General features: G+C 39.8%; 11 protein-coding genes. 4 read left to right on the top strand and 7 right to left on the bottom strand.

What is annotated here, in order from left to right; genetic code table 11:
• Positions 1 to 689: hypothetical protein (locus tag B4G94_RS18765; RefSeq protein ID WP_286860929.1), on the bottom strand; the 689-nt coding region annotated here is incomplete at its 3' end.
• 58 nt (positions 690 to 747) lie between these two features.
• Between B4G94_RS18765 and B4G94_RS28125 the strand changes: the two genes are divergently transcribed.
• The gene (locus B4G94_RS28125) at positions 748 to 840 is read left to right on the top strand and encodes a hypothetical protein (protein ID WP_376786679.1); all 93 of its coding nucleotides are present in this window, start codon (positions 748 to 750) and stop codon (positions 838 to 840) included.
• 56 nt (positions 841 to 896) lie between these two features.
• On the opposite strand, the gene B4G94_RS18770 is transcribed toward B4G94_RS28125, so the two are convergent.
• Complete coding sequence (locus B4G94_RS18770; protein ID WP_286860932.1) at positions 897 to 3,134, bottom strand: Tex family protein; 2,238 nt, start codon at positions 3,132 to 3,134, stop codon at positions 897 to 899.
• Between the two features lie 85 nt (positions 3,135 to 3,219).
• On the bottom strand, positions 3,220 to 3,735 hold the full coding sequence (locus B4G94_RS18775; protein ID WP_108636475.1) for a Sec-independent protein translocase subunit TatA/TatB: 516 nt from the start codon (positions 3,733 to 3,735) through the stop codon (positions 3,220 to 3,222).
• A gap of 239 nt (positions 3,736 to 3,974) precedes the next feature.
• Between B4G94_RS18775 and B4G94_RS18780 the strand changes: the two genes are divergently transcribed.
• On the top strand, positions 3,975 to 5,348 hold the full coding sequence (locus B4G94_RS18780) for an MATE family efflux transporter (protein WP_165308837.1): 1,374 nt from the start codon (positions 3,975 to 3,977) through the stop codon (positions 5,346 to 5,348).
• A gap of 161 nt (positions 5,349 to 5,509) precedes the next feature.
• Here the strand turns inward: B4G94_RS18780 and B4G94_RS18785 are convergent, their stop codons facing one another.
• The 3 genes from B4G94_RS18785 to B4G94_RS18795 form a co-directional block, all read right to left on the bottom strand.
• A complete protein-coding gene (locus B4G94_RS18785; protein ID WP_286860936.1) occupies positions 5,510 to 6,859 on the bottom strand; it encodes a dihydrolipoamide acetyltransferase family protein in 1,350 nt (449 codons plus the stop codon).
• 124 nt (positions 6,860 to 6,983) lie between these two features.
• Positions 6,984 to 8,231 (bottom strand): competence/damage-inducible protein A, encoded by a 1,248-nt coding sequence (locus B4G94_RS18790; RefSeq protein WP_286860939.1) that lies wholly within the window; start codon positions 8,229 to 8,231, stop codon positions 6,984 to 6,986.
• A gap of 144 nt (positions 8,232 to 8,375) precedes the next feature.
• On the bottom strand, positions 8,376 to 11,051 hold the full coding sequence (locus B4G94_RS18795) for a putative LPS assembly protein LptD (RefSeq protein WP_286860942.1): 2,676 nt from the start codon (positions 11,049 to 11,051) through the stop codon (positions 8,376 to 8,378).
• Positions 11,052 to 11,207: 156 nt separating this feature from the next.
• Here B4G94_RS18795 and B4G94_RS18800 point away from each other — a divergent pair, with 156 nt between their 5' ends.
• Together B4G94_RS18800 and B4G94_RS18805 are read left to right on the top strand one after the other, a co-directional pair.
• Entirely contained in the window at positions 11,208 to 12,008 is an 801-nt protein-coding gene (locus B4G94_RS18800) for an N-acetylmuramoyl-L-alanine amidase family protein (protein WP_108636480.1), read from the top strand.
• Positions 12,009 to 12,070: 62 nt separating this feature from the next.
• Positions 12,071 to 13,018: an MlaD family protein gene (locus B4G94_RS18805; protein ID WP_286860946.1), complete on the top strand. Its 948-nt coding sequence runs from the start codon at positions 12,071 to 12,073 to the stop codon at positions 13,016 to 13,018.
• A 511-nt stretch (positions 13,019 to 13,529) separates the two neighbouring features.
• Here B4G94_RS18805 and B4G94_RS18810 read toward each other — a convergent pair.
• Positions 13,530 to 15,611, bottom strand: coding sequence for a S9 family peptidase (locus B4G94_RS18810; protein ID WP_286860949.1), 2,082 nt, complete (start codon positions 15,609 to 15,611; stop codon positions 13,530 to 13,532).
• Between the last annotated feature and the right edge of the window lie 210 nt (positions 15,612 to 15,821).

The following is a 15,821-nucleotide window of genomic DNA, read 5'->3' on the forward strand; positions in this document are numbered from 1 at the left end:
ATTTTTAATGCGTTAGCCCTGTCTCCTTTTGAGCTCTTTCCACTGTGATGCCATTTAGTATCTTCGAGCTTCCCATCAAAATGAAGTTCTTGACCGACTTTATTGTTGTCTCTTGAAAAGAATAGTATTTTCTCGGTGTAACGATTGTTTTCATAACTGTAGCGTCCGCCCCCTGTTCCGTAAAAACCTTTTTGGGCTGGATTAATAGCAATCCATTGGAAGTAGCCGTCAACTAGGATCTTTATTGTTTTGCGGTCTGCTTTCGGAATCTCATGCATCTTGGCTTCTTGCTTCCTGCCCGTGATTCTCCATAATGCATCTAAATCTTGGACGATGGCTTTCTGCTTGACGAAAAGTTTGTTGGCATCGGGCAACTTGATTTGGATGGCTCCTTTTTCATTTTTAACAGCTAGACTGGTCGTCTTCCCGATATTTGTGCTGTCTTTGGTATCGTATTCAATAGTCACCTCAAGTCTGTCGTCTTGCTGTTGTAGGGGGCCGCCCCAAGTATAACCAAATTGCTTTTTGCTGTCATCATAGTCGATCAAGGATAGGTAATGATCTTTGACCAAAATTAAGTTTTTGCTTGTGCCGGTTTGGGAAATATATGCTCCCTCGCCCAATTGGGCCTTAGCTTGAAAATGCAGCATTAGCAGCGAGAAGCATAAGAGTATAATACAGTGTTTCATATCATATTAAGGCTTGTTGTCTTTTAAAGATACGAAATAAAAGTGTTGAACGGTCTATATTAAGTATTATACTAACCAATGGATACGGATTGATTTAGATGGAATGAGCCCGGTGGAATACCGAGCTCATTATATCAAAAATACTGCGTAAATTAGTCCAATTTATTGGGGTCAGTTCAAAAATCAGCCTTTATTTAATCGTGGGATTTATTTGAATTTACTTGCCAACGCGGCTAGTTTACTCGCCATGTCTGTCTCTGGTTCCGCTTGCCGTTTGCCCTCATTTCGTTTATTCTTGGGGACAGCAGGTTTTTCATCTGTTTTCATCGACAGGGCAATGCGGTTGCGTTTTTCATCTACTTCCGTAACGGTGACTGTGACATGTTGTTGAACCTTAACCACCTCATGTGGGTCGGAGATATAGCGGTTGGATAATTGGCTTAGGTGTACCAAGCCATCTTGATGTACACCAATATCGACAAAAGCACCAAAGTTTGTAATGTTGGTAACGATACCGGGGAGTTTCATGCCAATGCGTAGGTCGCCAATGCTATTGACGCCTTCAGTAAATGAAAAAGCTTCAAACTTTTCCCTTGGGTCAAGCCCCGGTTTGGCAAGCTCCTTCAGAATATCATTTAATGTTGGTAGCCCAACTTCCTCAGAAATATAGTTTTTCAATGGAATGGATTTTCTTAATTCAGCATCTTTGAGTAAATCTTCTACTTTTTTACCTAAGTCTTTGGCCATTTGTTCAACCAAGGCATAACGTTCAGGGTGTACGGCCGAGGAATCCAGCGGATTGTCCGCATGTCTGATCCGAAGAAAGCCAGCTGCTTGTTCAAACGCTTTGTCTCCGAGACGCGGAACTTTTTTTAGTTCACGACGTGATGTAAACGGACCATTTTCATTTCTATATTTAATAATCTGTTGTGCCAAGGATGGTCCTAGCCCGGAGACGTACGATAGAATTTGTTTGGATGCCGTGTTCAATTCCACACCTACAGCGTTTACGCAGCTGATGACAGTATCGTCCAAAGACGTCTGCAGTTTATTTTGGTCTACATCATGTTGATACTGTCCTACGCCTATTGACTTGGGGTCAATTTTGACAAGTTCAGCCAGTGGATCCATTAATCTCCTTCCGATTGATACGGCACCACGTACTGTAATATCGTGGTCAGGAAATTCTTCGCGGGCTGTATCTGATGCTGAATAGATAGAAGCTCCACTTTCATTGACCATTACAATAGTGACGTTATCGAGCCCCAGTTTTTTGATAAAATCTTCAGTTTCACGTCCCGCGGTGCCGTTGCCGATCGCAATGGCTTGAATATCATGTTTTGATACCAGATATTTGATCGTCTTTTGTGCTTCGGCAAGCCCGTTTGCACCATTGTGTGGAAAAATAGCCGTGTTTTCTTTGAGCTGACCTTGTTCATCCAATACAACGGTTTTACATCCTGTTCGGAAGCCGGGGTCTATTGCGAGTAGTCTTTTCTGTCCCAATGGTGCTGCTAAAAGTAACTGGCGAACATTGTCTGCAAAAACTTTAATCGCTTCTTCATCTGCTTTTTGACGGGTCAACACGCGAATTTCTGTTTCCATAGATGGTTTCAATAGCCGCTTATAGCTGTCCGTCAATGCTAATTTCACTTGTGAAGCCGCCTCGTTGGAAGCTTTGATATAAATAGATTCAATGGTTGGGAGAATATCTTCTTCATTGATGTCAATATCCAGATAAAGCAATTCTTCTTTTTCACCACGGCGCATCGCCAAAACACGATGGGAGGGAGCATCTTTTAAAGACTCTGACCATTCGTAATAATCTTTATATTTAATCGCTGCTTCCTCCTTTCCGGGAACTACTCTCGATACAAATTCTCCTTTTTCTAGGAATATTGCCCTCGATTTAGATCGTACGGTAGCATCTTCGGCAATAATTTCAGCAATGATATCACGTGCCCCAGCTAAAGCTTCTTCAGCATTTTTAACTCCTTTTTCCTCGTCGATCAACGAACTTGCAAGTGTCAGAAAATCAGCCTTGTCTTGGGCCAAAAGGAGGTCTGCCAAAGGCTGCAGTCCTTTTTCGCGGGCAACGCTGGCTCTTGTTTTGCGCTTTGGCTTATAAGGTAGGTAAATATCTTCCAGATTTGCCATAGTCTCGGCAGTCATAACTTGCTGTTCAAGTTCTGCTGTCAATTTTCCTTGATCATTGATGGATTTTAATACAGCTTCTTTGCGCTTGTCCAGTTCTCTTAACTGTTGGGAACGATCTCTGATATTGGTGATTTGAACTTCATCCAGGCTGCCGGTCATCTCTTTACGATAACGGGAAATAAATGGAACGGTGGCGCCCTCGTCTAATAGTTCAATTGTCGTGCGAACTTGTTTTTCGCTTATGGATAGCTCGTTAGCAATAGTAGTTTCGTGTGATAATAAGCTCATTATTGGTTTACTTTAAAAAGGAAAGCTGTTGAATAACGATTCAACAGCTCTATTAAATATCTAATTGTAAATTAATGTAATAAGGTTAAGCAGGTTTGTTGGTGTTATCCTGTTCTGAAGGTTTCTTTTCTTCGCCTTCGTTATTTTTGCCCTCAGCAAAGTGGTCATTATATCCGTAGGTGATATGAGAAGGTTCTTCTCCGTAATCTAATTGCTTATGTGGATTGTGCTCCACAACTCCTGCCGGAGTTGAAAATTCATATTTTTTCTTTGCTGGTTCGGATTCCGTGTTTTCAGCTGTTTCCACAGCTTGGTTCTCTTGTTCAGCTTTCGCTTGCTCTTCCGCAACTTTTACTTCATTTGGAACGGTCTCCTCTTTGACCTCTGTCTTCGTGTCTATGTCTTTTTCGAAATTATTGATCTGATCTGAAATCTCACGTTTGATGCCTTCAGATGCATCTTTGAATTCTCGTATCCCTCTTCCTAAACCTCTGGCCAATTCAGGAAGCTTCTTGCCACCAAAAAGTAACAAGATCGCAAACACGATTAAAATCATCTCCTGTGTTCCGATGTTTAGGAATGTTATTACTGGATTGTACATACTCTTTTCCTCTTCTTTTGATTACTAACTAGATGCTAAGTTACATTTATATTTCTATAGTTCTTAGACTAACGGGTAAATTTAAGATAATTTTAAGGTATTTGAAACATAAAAATTACTTAACAAGGGGTAGGTGCTTTCAGGGTAAATTTTGTTATATTTTTGCTAAATATTTTTTAATATGACGATAGAGCGGAAATAACTTCGTATTTTTGTGCCTATTTTTTGAGGAATTGATTATGTTGGGAAAATTTAAAACATTCAAGCCGTATTATAAAAGTACAATTGTATTGGCTGGGCCGGTTGTCATTTCACAGCTCGGACATACATTGGTACATACCGCCGATAGCGTTATTGTCGGACATTTTGCTGGAACGATTCCATTGGCCGCCGTGTCCTTGGTGAATGCAGTTTTTATGATTGTTATGGTCGTTGGGTTGGGAATTGCTTATGGTATCACGCCATTGATTGCGCAGGAAAACGGCCGCGATAACAAGAAGGAATGTGCGGTATTGTTGTCCAATAGTTTCTGGTTGAATATTATTACAGGGGTATTACTGTTTTGTTTGGTTTATTTTGGATCGATGCTCGCAATAGATCATTTGAACCAGGATCCGGCTGTTGTAAAAGAAGCGAAACCTTATTTACTTATCTTAAGTCTTTCCATGTTACCATTAATGGTATTCAGTACATTTAAGCAATTTGCCGAAGGTTTGGGATTTACTAAACAGGCTATGAACGTAACGATATGGGGAAATGTCCTCAATATTATCTTAGCCATCATCTTCGTCAAGGGAATGTTCGGAATTACGCCGATGGGGGTGAAAGGTGTTGGATACAGTACGTTGATTGACCGTATTTTGATGATGTCAGTGATGATGACCTACGTGTTGCGCTCGAAGAAGTTCAATGGTTATATACAACATTTTAAAATTACAGTCATAGATCGGGTAAGATTGGGGAAAATATTGCGGATCGGAGCTCCGGTCGCGATGCAATATGTTTTTGAAATCGGTGCGTTTGCAGGAGCATCATTATTGGCGGGGACAATTAGTGCTACCGCACAGGCTTCTCATCAGGTCGCTATTCAGCTCGCGGCGATGACATATATGATGGCAAGTGGTATTGCTGCTGCGGCAACAATTAAAGTGGGCAATAGCTATGGGAATAGAAATCTGTTCCGCTTGGAGCGCTTTGCGATCACGTCCTATCAGTTGGTTTTGCTTTTTATGTTGATTACTGCTTCTTTGTTTGCAATTTTTAATAATTACTTGCCGTACATTTTTACCTCGGATAAAGCAGTGGTTGTCATCGCAGCTCAATTGCTGATCATTGCAGGTCTTTTTCAGCTATTTGATGGTACACAAGTTGTTGGATTGGGGGTTTTAAGAGGTATGGGTGATGTTAATATTCCAACGATCATCACTTTTGTCGCCTATTGGATAATCGGATTGCCTAGTGGTTATGTGATGGGGATACTCTTTGATTGGGGTATTAAGGGCATTTGGTATGGGCTTACTTTAGGCTTATTGACTTCTTCGCTTTTACTTTATTTTCGCTTCCAATTGGTCATCAAGAAAAAGAAACTCCAGTTTGAAAATAGTAAACTATAAAACGTAACATAGGAGAAGTCCCTATCAAGTACGTGGAGTATGCCGAAAGTAGCATATTTGAGATGTAACCGTATAGAATATGGTTAAAAGAAAAAAGTGGCTATTCAAAAGTTATACAAAAGCTTTTGGATAGCCACTTTTTTATAACGACGTTGTCGTCTTTAAATTTCTCTGTTGCTATCCCAGTGTTCGAGATAGTCCGCAACCCGTTTTAAGAATGTGCCGCCTAAGGCGCCATCTATTGCACGATGATCGTAGGATAGTGAAAGATACATCATATGTCGGATTCCGATCATATCGCCGTATTCAGTTTCAATCACCGCGGGTTTTTTTGTTATGGTGCCGACCGCTAATATCGCAGCTTGAGGTTGATTGATAATCGGCGTTCCCATAATATTGCCAAAGGCACCAATATTGGTAAATGTAAATGTCCCGTCTTGGGTATCATCAGGTTTTAATTTATTGGCGCGTGAGCGTTGTGCAAGGTCATTAACCGATTTGCTCAACCCCACTAGGCTCAGTTGATCGGCATTTTTTATTACCGGGACAATAAGATTACCATTGGGCAACGCTGCCGCCATACCGATATTGATATTTTTCTTTTTGATAATATTGTAACCGTCTATCGATATATTAACCAAAGGGAAGTCTTTTAGCGCCTTGGTAATTGCTTCTATAAACAATGGTGTGAACGTTATATTTTCTCCCTCACGTTTTTTATAGGCGTCTTTTACTTTATTGCGCCAAAGAACGAGGTTTGTTACATCTGCTTCCACAAATGAACAGACATGTGGGGATACCTGAACGCTCCTGACCATGTGGTCAGAGATCAAGCGACGCATACGGTCCATTTCAATAATTTCATCATGACCGTTTACCACTGTATGGACAGTTGTCGTTGGAACAGTTTGTAGCGGTTCATCCTTGATAATAGGAGCGTTCTCCGCTTTTGAATGATCTATATTTTGGCGTGACCCTCGATTGGAAACATAAGATAGAATGTCCTCTTTCGTCACGCGACCTTCAGCTCCGGTACCTTGGATACGATCAAGCTCTCCGAGAGATAGTCCCTCGTGACGGGCTATGTTTTTTACCAACGGTGAATAAAAACGAGTCGTGTGCTCGTAATGAACCGGAGTAATTTCTTCTTTAGGACTCTCTAATTGATCCATACCTGGTATTTCCAGATCGGCACCTTCGTCTGAGTCTATAGCTTGATCCTTTGGACTTACCTCCGCTTGAACGGCTGATTCACTCGTTTCGTTGTTTCCTTCTACTTCTATAATTGCAACGACATCTCCAACCTGTACGATTTGGTCTGTGGTATAAAGTTGTTCCTTCAAAATACCTTTGACAGGAGAAGGTACTTCCGAATCAACTTTATCTGTTGCGATTTCCAATAAAGTGTCATCTTCTTCAATCAGGTCACCTGGTTGTTTTAACCATTTGGTAATTGTTGCTTCCGATACACTTTCTCCCATTTTTGGAAGTAAGAGTTTATATAAAGCCATATTTTTTAGCAATCTCGTTATAGAAAAACGAAGTTAATTAAATTGTGGTTTACTTTCAACAATTTAAAATATTATTCCTAAAAAAACGATTTTATTAAAATATTATTTTACGTTTATCCGATTCTTATACTTCTTCTTTCACAAGCAGTTTCCAAAGTAGAAGAAGGGCATTCATGCGCGTGCGCTCGATATTGACGAGTCTGTCATTGTTGAATTGAAACTTTTTTGTGATAATTTCTTTTTTTCCGGCTACTGCAATCCATACAGTTCCCACAGGTTTGTCCACGGATCCTCCCCCTGGACCTGCTATCCCAGTGGTGGCAATGGCATAATCGGTACTGAATTTTGCTTTTGCTCCAGCAGCCATTTCAATGGCAGTTTGTTCACTGACCGCCCCAAATTGATTTAAAGTCGTCTCTTTGACTGCCAATAATTGTTGTTTTAGCTGATTGGAATAGGGGATAGTACCACCGACGAAGATCTCGCTGCTACCCGGATTGGCAGTTAATGACGCCGCCAAACTACCTCCGGTACAGCTTTCCGCAGTAGTCAGTGTAAGTTGCTGTTGCGTAAACTCCTTGATCAAATAGGCTTCAATAGTCGTGTCATAATCCGCAATGGCATGATTTTTTAATCGATTCAGAAGTTTGCTCTTAAAGAGCTTTACTTCTTGTATGATATCCGATTTGTTTTTGCTCTTTCCGGAAAGCCGTAGGCGAATAAAAGCCAAAGTAGGCAAGTACGCCAATTTAATGGTTGAGGGAAGTTCTTCTTCAATATCCTTTATTTCTTCTGCCAGATAGGATTCTCCAATACCACCGACGAGTATTGTCTCGTGATGGATGAATATATCTTTACTTTGCTGTTCGAGTAACGGAAAGACGCGTTTTTCCATCAAATGTTTCATTTCAAATGGAACACCGGGCATAAAAATATAATGCTTTTGTTCTTTTGAAACCAACATGCCCGGAGCTGTGCCGTAGTCGTTGAACAATATTTCACAGTTTGCCAATACATCCGCTTGCTGTCGATTAATCTCCAACATTTCTAGATTACGGGCTTCAAAGAAACTGGTGACATGCTGGAGTACTTTTTCATCCCGAATTAAGGTTGTACCAAAATATTTGGCAGCGGTATTTTTAGTAACATCGTCTTTTGTCGGGCCGAGTCCGCCTGTAATTAAAATCAAATCAGCTCTTGCGGAAGCACTTTTTAATGTATTGAAAATAGCTTCCTCTGTATCGGGAATGGATGTCATCTGGACAATGTCAATTTCGAATTTTCCTAATTGTTGTGCAATCCAGCTGGAATTGGTATCGATAATCTGGCCTATAAGAATCTCGTCTCCAATGGTGATAATTTCTGCTTTCATAGTATAAACTTACATAAAATTACGGATCAACTATAGGCTAAAATTGTTTTGATAAGAAGGAGTTTAAAATGAATGCTTTCGAGTGCAATGGAAGTGAATCTAGTATAGGAACTTAGGTAAGTGGAATAAAAAAAAGCGGTTATTTTAAAAATAACCGCCTCCAGAACTTGCTCTTTTTGTCAGTTTGAGGTCTTGCAAGATGGATGCCTTCGCTCGAATGGTGACATTATAACTTCGATATCGTCCGAATGGCATCCAACCAAAGGACATATCCCAACAGTGTAAATCTCGATAGATATTAAATGAAGTCATGACAACTTCTTTTTGTTTGAAATCGTAGCCGGATTGAAAGGTGACTTTCCATTTAGGTGTAACGCTGAAATCGCCATGCAAATTCAACGTACTCGTAATCTGGTTGTCCATGCGTCTGGTACTTGAATTAAAAAACTTGGACATGTTGAAACTGAATGAGGCGGCCAGATTCCAAGGAATGTTAAAATCCACAAAAGCATTTGGATCGGAACTAATCCGTGCTAAAGCCTGTGCTTGCTCCGGAGTCATTCCGGCACCAGACATTTCTTTTCTCAACGAATCAATATTGTTATTACGTGATTTGGCAGCTTTTGGATTTAAACTATAGTCAAAGGATAAACCAAAATTTGTCAGGCGGGCCAAACTTCCATCTTTGATCGCATATCTGTTGATACGGACACCATTATCGTCTACAGAATAGGGGTCAAAGGTACCATTGAAGTTGACGTTCATCTTCTGATCGAAAAAAGCTGTCCGGCCGGAAAAAGTTATCGGAGACAGTTTCAATGAATCTGCTACGAAATTGTAATTTCCGCTAAAGGTTAACCCCTGAAGAATTGGGATCTTTTTGAAACCGCCGTCGGTGGTGTCAGATTTGCTTTTTACCTTGGCCTCAATGTTGTTGTCAATTGAGAAGCCGATACCTGCGGATTTTCCGGCAGAAGGTGAGCCATACACACCCTGAGCAAAGATAGAATAAACATTGCGATTGCCGTATTGGTCATTATAATGCTGGTAGAATCCATAACGCGGATCCGAAAAATCGGGTCTGTAATTTAAATTAATTGAAGGGGTAACAACGTGTCTGATCGCTTCAATTTTTCCGATCTTTGGATACATACCGTAGATTTTTGTTGAAAGACCAGTAGATATGGAGTAATCATAAGCACGATTAAATCCCTGTAGTGTATCGAGCCGCTGTCTATAACCTGATGGGGTGTTATCAATACGTTGTCTTGTGCTTTGTAAATACCAACGTTCGGTATAGTTTACACTTGTGTTAAATTGAAAATATTTAAAAGCATTAAGAGATAAGCTGATGGGGATATTATGCTGGAAACCATTTTGAAATCTTTTGAAGCCTCCTGACGAGAAAAGCAGAGAATCTGCTGTGTTAACTGTATTTTGTGCCTGGAAGCTATAGCCAACATTAATTCGTTGATACCACTTTTGTTCGCCTACGCGATCCTTACTGTCAAAAGGATTGAATGAGGATACGTTTAAACTTATGTTGGGAAGGCTCAATTGAATGCTTCTTGTTGCCATATCCTGACTATGTGTTAAACTGGCTGTTAAGTTTACTTTTCCATCGGCAAACACTTTTCCATAACTAATGGACGAACCCATTCTGTTACGGGCTAAATTCTCGTAACTATTTTGTACACTACCTGTACCCGTATTTTGGAAGAACGATGTTGTACCGAAGTTTACACTCGCGGAGAAGGATGTCCCAGGATTAGCTTCCTGACGTTGGGTATGGTTCCAGGTTACATTGAAATCTTTATTTGAACCATAATTATCGGTACCTTCGACACCGACTTTGGTATTGGCGTAGCGTATATTAAATCCACCGTTGTACTTGTAATTGACTGTATATCGAGTGTTTACTGAAGCTTCCCAAGATCCTTTCGAATACAAAGATCCTCTGATTTCGCTATCCCAATAATCGTTGAAGGCTAAATACCAACCAATGTCGCGCATGGAAAAGCCCCTCGTATAGTCCTCTCCAAAAGAGGGGAAAAGAAATCCCGAGGCTCTTTTATCTGGCTTTGGGAAAAATGCAAAGGGGAAAGCCACAGGCATAGGTACGCCCATTACTACTAAGTAAGCCGGACCTGAAATAATCTGATTTTTGGTCACTATCCCTTTCGAGATATGTATTCCGAAATGGGTATGTGGCTGTGGGAGGTTGCAAGTACTGTATAGCCCCTTATAGATTGACATCTCATCATAGATATTCTTTCGGACGATATTGGCTTGGATAAAGCCTCCATCGACCTCAGTCATAATACCATAGGTGTTTCCTTCCTGTTTCTCATAATCATAATAAAGTGAATCTACGGTTTTGGGTGATTCACCATTACCCATAATGACAATAGGACGTCCTACATATTTACCGCTTTTATCATATATCCCAGACGCAAAGATCTTTTTCTGATTGCGGTCAAGACGGATGTAATCAGCCGAAAGCTCAAAATCCTGATACTTTACTTTTGCTCCGCGATATAAATGACTAATATTCTTTGCTACTTCCGATTTTTGAGAATCAACAGCAATAATGCTGACTTCCGCCTGCAGCCCGCTGCCTTTTTTCTTGGCGGTGTCTTGAACGGATTTGGTAGAATCTACAGGCTTAATTTTTGTTGTATCCTGCAGTTTACTGTTCGCCGAGACAGCGTCCTTACTTTGAAGTCCGTTCTGTTTTAATGGAATATTGCTCTGAGCCAACGTTGAATTGCCCGTTGCAAGAATGATAAATAGTGTTAAAATGTTGATTAACGACTTCAAAATTAAAGACAAATGTTATTTTTGTGAAATAATGTTAAACTTCGAAGGACAAAATTAGTCAAAAAACAAATAGAAAATATGTTAAATATCGTTATCTATTAAAGAAATAATATTGACTCATTTTGTATCGTTTATAGTAGAGCAAATAATTATTCAATGAAATCAGATTTAAGAATTAGAAAATGGTGTAGCATTATAGTTGCTACTTTGGGATTTTTTTTATTGAATTCTTTCAAATTAAACAACGGCCAACCCGAGCCACCCGACTATCAGATTAAGACTATTGTTATTGATGCTGGGCATGGTGGAAAAGATACTGGAGCACAGGGCCGTCGATCCCTAGAGAAAAATGTAGCTTTAGATGTTGCACTAAAGCTCGGAAGGCAAATTCAAAAAGATATTCCAGGGGTAAAAATCATCTATACGCGGACGACAGACGAATTTGTGGAATTATATAAGCGTATTCGCCTAGCAAACGCAAATAAGGCGGATCTGTTTATTTCGATTCACTGTAACTCTGGTGGCTCCAGCGCTCATGGAACAGAAAGCTTAGTATCAGGTTCCCATCGTCTAGGACAGCAGGATGCTGCCGTTCGAGAAAATGCATCACTTTTGCTGGAATCGAATTACAAAGAAAACTATCAGGGATTTGATCCAAAAGATCCCGAAAGTGCAATTATTTTCTCATTGATGAAAAACAGATTCCGTGAAAAAAGTATCCGCCTGGCACAAATGATTGAAGGTGAGTATGTAAAAGCAGGAAGACATAGTCGAGGATTCTGGGAAAAAGGTTTAGCTGTACTTGCTGAAGCAGGTATGCCAGCTGTCTTGACAGAAATTGGATTTATCAGCAATAGGGAAGAAGAGAGTTATCTATTGTCAGAGACAGGACAACAAGAAATTGTCGATAATTTGGTTTCGGCTTTAAAAATTTATAAAAATTCAGTAGAACGCTAAACAGATTTGCTTTTGTACTGTTTTAAACTTATATTAATGATGCATTACAAAAGAAATAATTTGTGAAAATATCAAACGAAACAAAAGTCGGCATATTAGCAACCGTTGCGATCGCGCTATTATTTATTGGGTACAGTTTTCTAAAAGGAAACGACGTTTTCAGTAGCGATAATACTTTTTATACGACCTATAGCACAGTCGATGGATTAACATCTTCCAAACCGGTTTTAGTGAATGGTTATCAAATAGGCAGGGTGTCAAAAATGACCTTGCAACCAGATGGTAAAATAAAAACAGAATTTAAGATCCATTCCCATTACGATATTCCTAAAAATACCATCGCCCGAATTTCAAGCACAGATTTATTGGGTAGCAAGGCGATTGTATTTGAAATGGGTAATAGTACGGACATGGCCAAGGATGGTGATTTTCTTAATTCAGGTGTGCAGCCCAATATTATGGACAAGGTCGAGCCGATTCAAAAGCGTATAGAGACCATTACGATTAAGCTGGATTCTACACTTTCCGTAGTTAATACAGTTCTGGATAAGCAATTCCAGGATGATTTTAAAAGCAGTATCCATAGTATTTCAACCTCGTTGAAGAATGTAGAAGGGATTACAAAAGATGTGGAAGGCTTGGTTGGAGATGAGAAGGGACGATTGAATAGGATCATGGCAAACCTGGAATCCATCACATCCAATTTCTCGCAAAATGGTGAAAAAATAAATTCAATCATGGCTAATCTAAATAATATTACAGACAAAGCAGCGCGATTGGATTTTGAACAAACTATGAATAAGGTAAATGCAACAATGGCCGATTTTCAGAACATCACGAGTAAGATAAACAGTGGTAAGGGATCGATAGGCTTGTTGCTCAATGACGAAGAATTATACAATAACCTGAATAATGCATCAAAAGAGATGGATAATCTGATGAAAGATGTCAAGGAGAAACCTGGTAAATATATCAAGCTTTCTATTTTTGGAAAAAAAGGTGAAAAATAGATTTCGTTTATTGGATATAGTTAATAATACAAAAAGCCTGCAATTTGCAGGCTTTTTGTATTTAAGACTTCTTTAGCAAGTGAAGTTGGCTCGCTCTGCTGGTACTTAACTTATTACCAAGTTGATACCATGTCCAATATTAAAACCTTATTAATACTCTTTTTATAGGGTATTAACAGAGCGTTAATAGGGATATACCCCTGTAAACCCCCTGTAATATCGCCGTTAATAGATAGGCAGGTATTAATCAGTGGTTAACATGCTCTTTCATTATGCAAAATGATCGAAAAAGATTGATGAAATAGATTACATCCATTCGGATGGTCAATTTGTAAGGGGAAATCAATAATTCTGAATCCGTAAATATCCGGTTTTACTTTAGGGTCGTCCATTAAATTAACTATTAACGCCACTTAATAAGTGGCGTTAATAGTTAGCAATTGTAATAGTTTATTAGCGATTTTATCAGTAGTGTAAGTGTATTCGCTCACTATCTGATTTTACAGTGGTATTAGAGGGTTTCTTTAAGCCATGTAAAGAATTCTCTCTGCCAGACCTGCGCGTTCTGCCCAGACAATACCCAGTGGTTTTCATCAGGGAGATAAACAAGTCTGCTCTTTATTTTTTTCAGCTGAGCAAGTTGAAAGGCTGCTAAACCCTGTCCTATGGGAACACGATAATCTTTTCCGCCTTGAAAAATCAGAATAGGCGTATGCCAGTTGTTTGCTTTTTCAATCGGATTAAATTCGGTATAGGATTTTTCATTTTTGTTATCCCAATATGCTCCGCCTAATTCATGATTCGCAAAGAATAGCTCTTCTGTGGTGCCATACCAACTTCTCATGTCAAATAAACCATTGTGCGCTATGAAAGTTTTAAAACGGTTTTGATGTACGCCAGCCAGTTGGTAAACCGAATAGCCGCCATAACTGGCTCCGATTGCTGCACGGCGAGCTGTGTCAACATATGATTCCTTGGAGATATCATCTATTGCAGCTAAATAATCTCTGATCGGCTGACCGCCCCAGTCTTGGGAGATCGCTTCGTTCCATTTGACTCCCCAGCCCGGCATACCTCTACGATTTGGTGCGATAACAATGTAGCCTTGGGATGCGATCAACTGTAGGTTCCAGCGAAATGAATAAAACTGGGTGAGTGCCGATTGTGGCCCACCTTCGCAGTAAAGTATTGTTGGATATTTTTTTGCGGGGTCAAAATTTGGCGGATAAATTACCCATGAAAATAAATCTGCGCCATCAGATGATTTTGTAATCCGTTTCTCAATTTTATTTTCAGCAATTGTTGCATACTTGTCATCATTCACCTTGGTGATGGCTGTCAAAGACTTATTTTTGAGATCGAAGCTGAAAATTTCGGTCGCACGTGTAAACTTTGTCAATGTGACGATCAATTTATCCCCAGTTTGCCCTACAATACCTGTAATATCAAAATCTCCGGTAGAAATTTGCTGGATCTTTGGAAGATTTTTCGATTTGACATTCGAAGGTACTTCCAGTTCGAATAATTGTACGGTGCCTTTGGTTGCAGCAGTAAAGTAAATCTTACGATTGTCGTTGCTCCAGATAAAACTGTTGACTGTGCCATCCCAATGTGAAGTCAAATTTAAACAGATAGCGTTGTTTTTATCAAATAAGATGATGTCATTTTTATCAGATTCGTAGCCCTCAGTTTTCATGCTGAGCCAAGTCAGACTTTTTCCGTCCGGCGAATAAGCTGGTGCGATGTCATAACCATTCATGCCCTCAGTAAGGTTAGTCGTGGTTCCGGAAGAAATCTCATAGCGGTAGATATCCGTATTCGTGCTTACAGCATAATCTGTTCCGAAGTTTTTCTTGCAAACATATAATACCGCTTTACTGTCAGGAGACCAGATAAAATCTTCTGCACCGCCAAAAGGTGCCTGTGGACTATAATAGGGCTGATCTTTGAGCAGGTCTACCGGTTCTCCTATTTTACCATTGCTATAACTGGCAATAAAAGGATGATTGAATTTACCATCATTGAAGGTATCCCAATGACGGTAATCTAAATTATCATAGATATAGGCATCAGACTTCGGCAATTCTGGATATTTGTCAGTACTGTGGTATTTTTTGATCAATACGGGACGGCTAAAAAGAATATGCGTTCCATCCGGAGAAAATTTAACATTCTCCAAAGCCATCTCACCGGATGTCAGTTGTACTGCTTCGCCTTTGGTCAGATTTTTTTTCCACAAATGACCTTTTGATAGGTAGATCACATCGCCATTTTTTTCGATTTGAACTACCGTTTCCCCTCCCTTTTGATCAGTTAATTGGCCAGTCGTACCATTGGTCAATGAAACTGTAAAAAGATTCTTCTCACTTGCATTGCTTTCCAGGTTGTAATTGGATACACCGTATACCAACGTTTTACCGTCTGAGGAAAGTCCTTCAGCAGATACCCGTCCGAGCTCCCAAAGCTTACTGGGGGTAATAGGTTGTGGGTTTTCTGTAACCATTTTAAAACTGGATTTTCCACCTTTGCTTTCTTGCGCATTGCTAAGGTTGCATGCCATAATCGCTAATGTAAATATTGTAAGTTTTTTCATCCGCATAAATTATTTATAAGTGTTGTCCTATCGGTATAAATGAGCTAGTTTCACTCGGTTTGTTTATTCATTATTTCATTTTCCCTTTAAGGCATTCATGCTGCCTTCGGCGGTTTCAATGGTGATGAAGCTATCAGATTTATTCATCGAGTGGATGTTTTAAGCGGTATTCATGAGCTCGCTTTGCTCGGTTATTCACTCTCCAGTGCG

This window comes from Sphingobacterium sp. UBA7625, assembly GCF_002484085.1.
GTDB lineage: Bacteria > Bacteroidota > Bacteroidia > Sphingobacteriales > Sphingobacteriaceae > Sphingobacterium > Sphingobacterium athyrii.

Coding starts and splice junctions, on each gene's coding strand:
- B4G94_RS18775 (WP_108636475.1), bottom strand. CDS start 3,735: ATGTACAATCCAGTAATAACATTCCTAAACATCGGAACACAGGAGATG.
- B4G94_RS18780 (WP_165308837.1), top strand. CDS start 3,975: ATGTTGGGAAAATTTAAAACATTCAAGCCGTATTATAAAAGTACAATT.
- B4G94_RS18790 (WP_286860939.1), bottom strand. CDS start 8,231: ATGAAAGCAGAAATTATCACCATTGGAGACGAGATTCTTATAGGCCAG.
- B4G94_RS18800 (WP_108636480.1), top strand. CDS start 11,208: ATGAAATCAGATTTAAGAATTAGAAAATGGTGTAGCATTATAGTTGCT.
- B4G94_RS18785 (WP_286860936.1), bottom strand. CDS start 6,859: ATGGCTTTATATAAACTCTTACTTCCAAAAATGGGAGAAAGTGTATCG.
- B4G94_RS18770 (WP_286860932.1), bottom strand. CDS start 3,134: ATGAGCTTATTATCACACGAAACTACTATTGCTAACGAGCTATCCATA.
- B4G94_RS18810 (WP_286860949.1), bottom strand. CDS start 15,611: ATGAAAAAACTTACAATATTTACATTAGCGATTATGGCATGCAACCTT.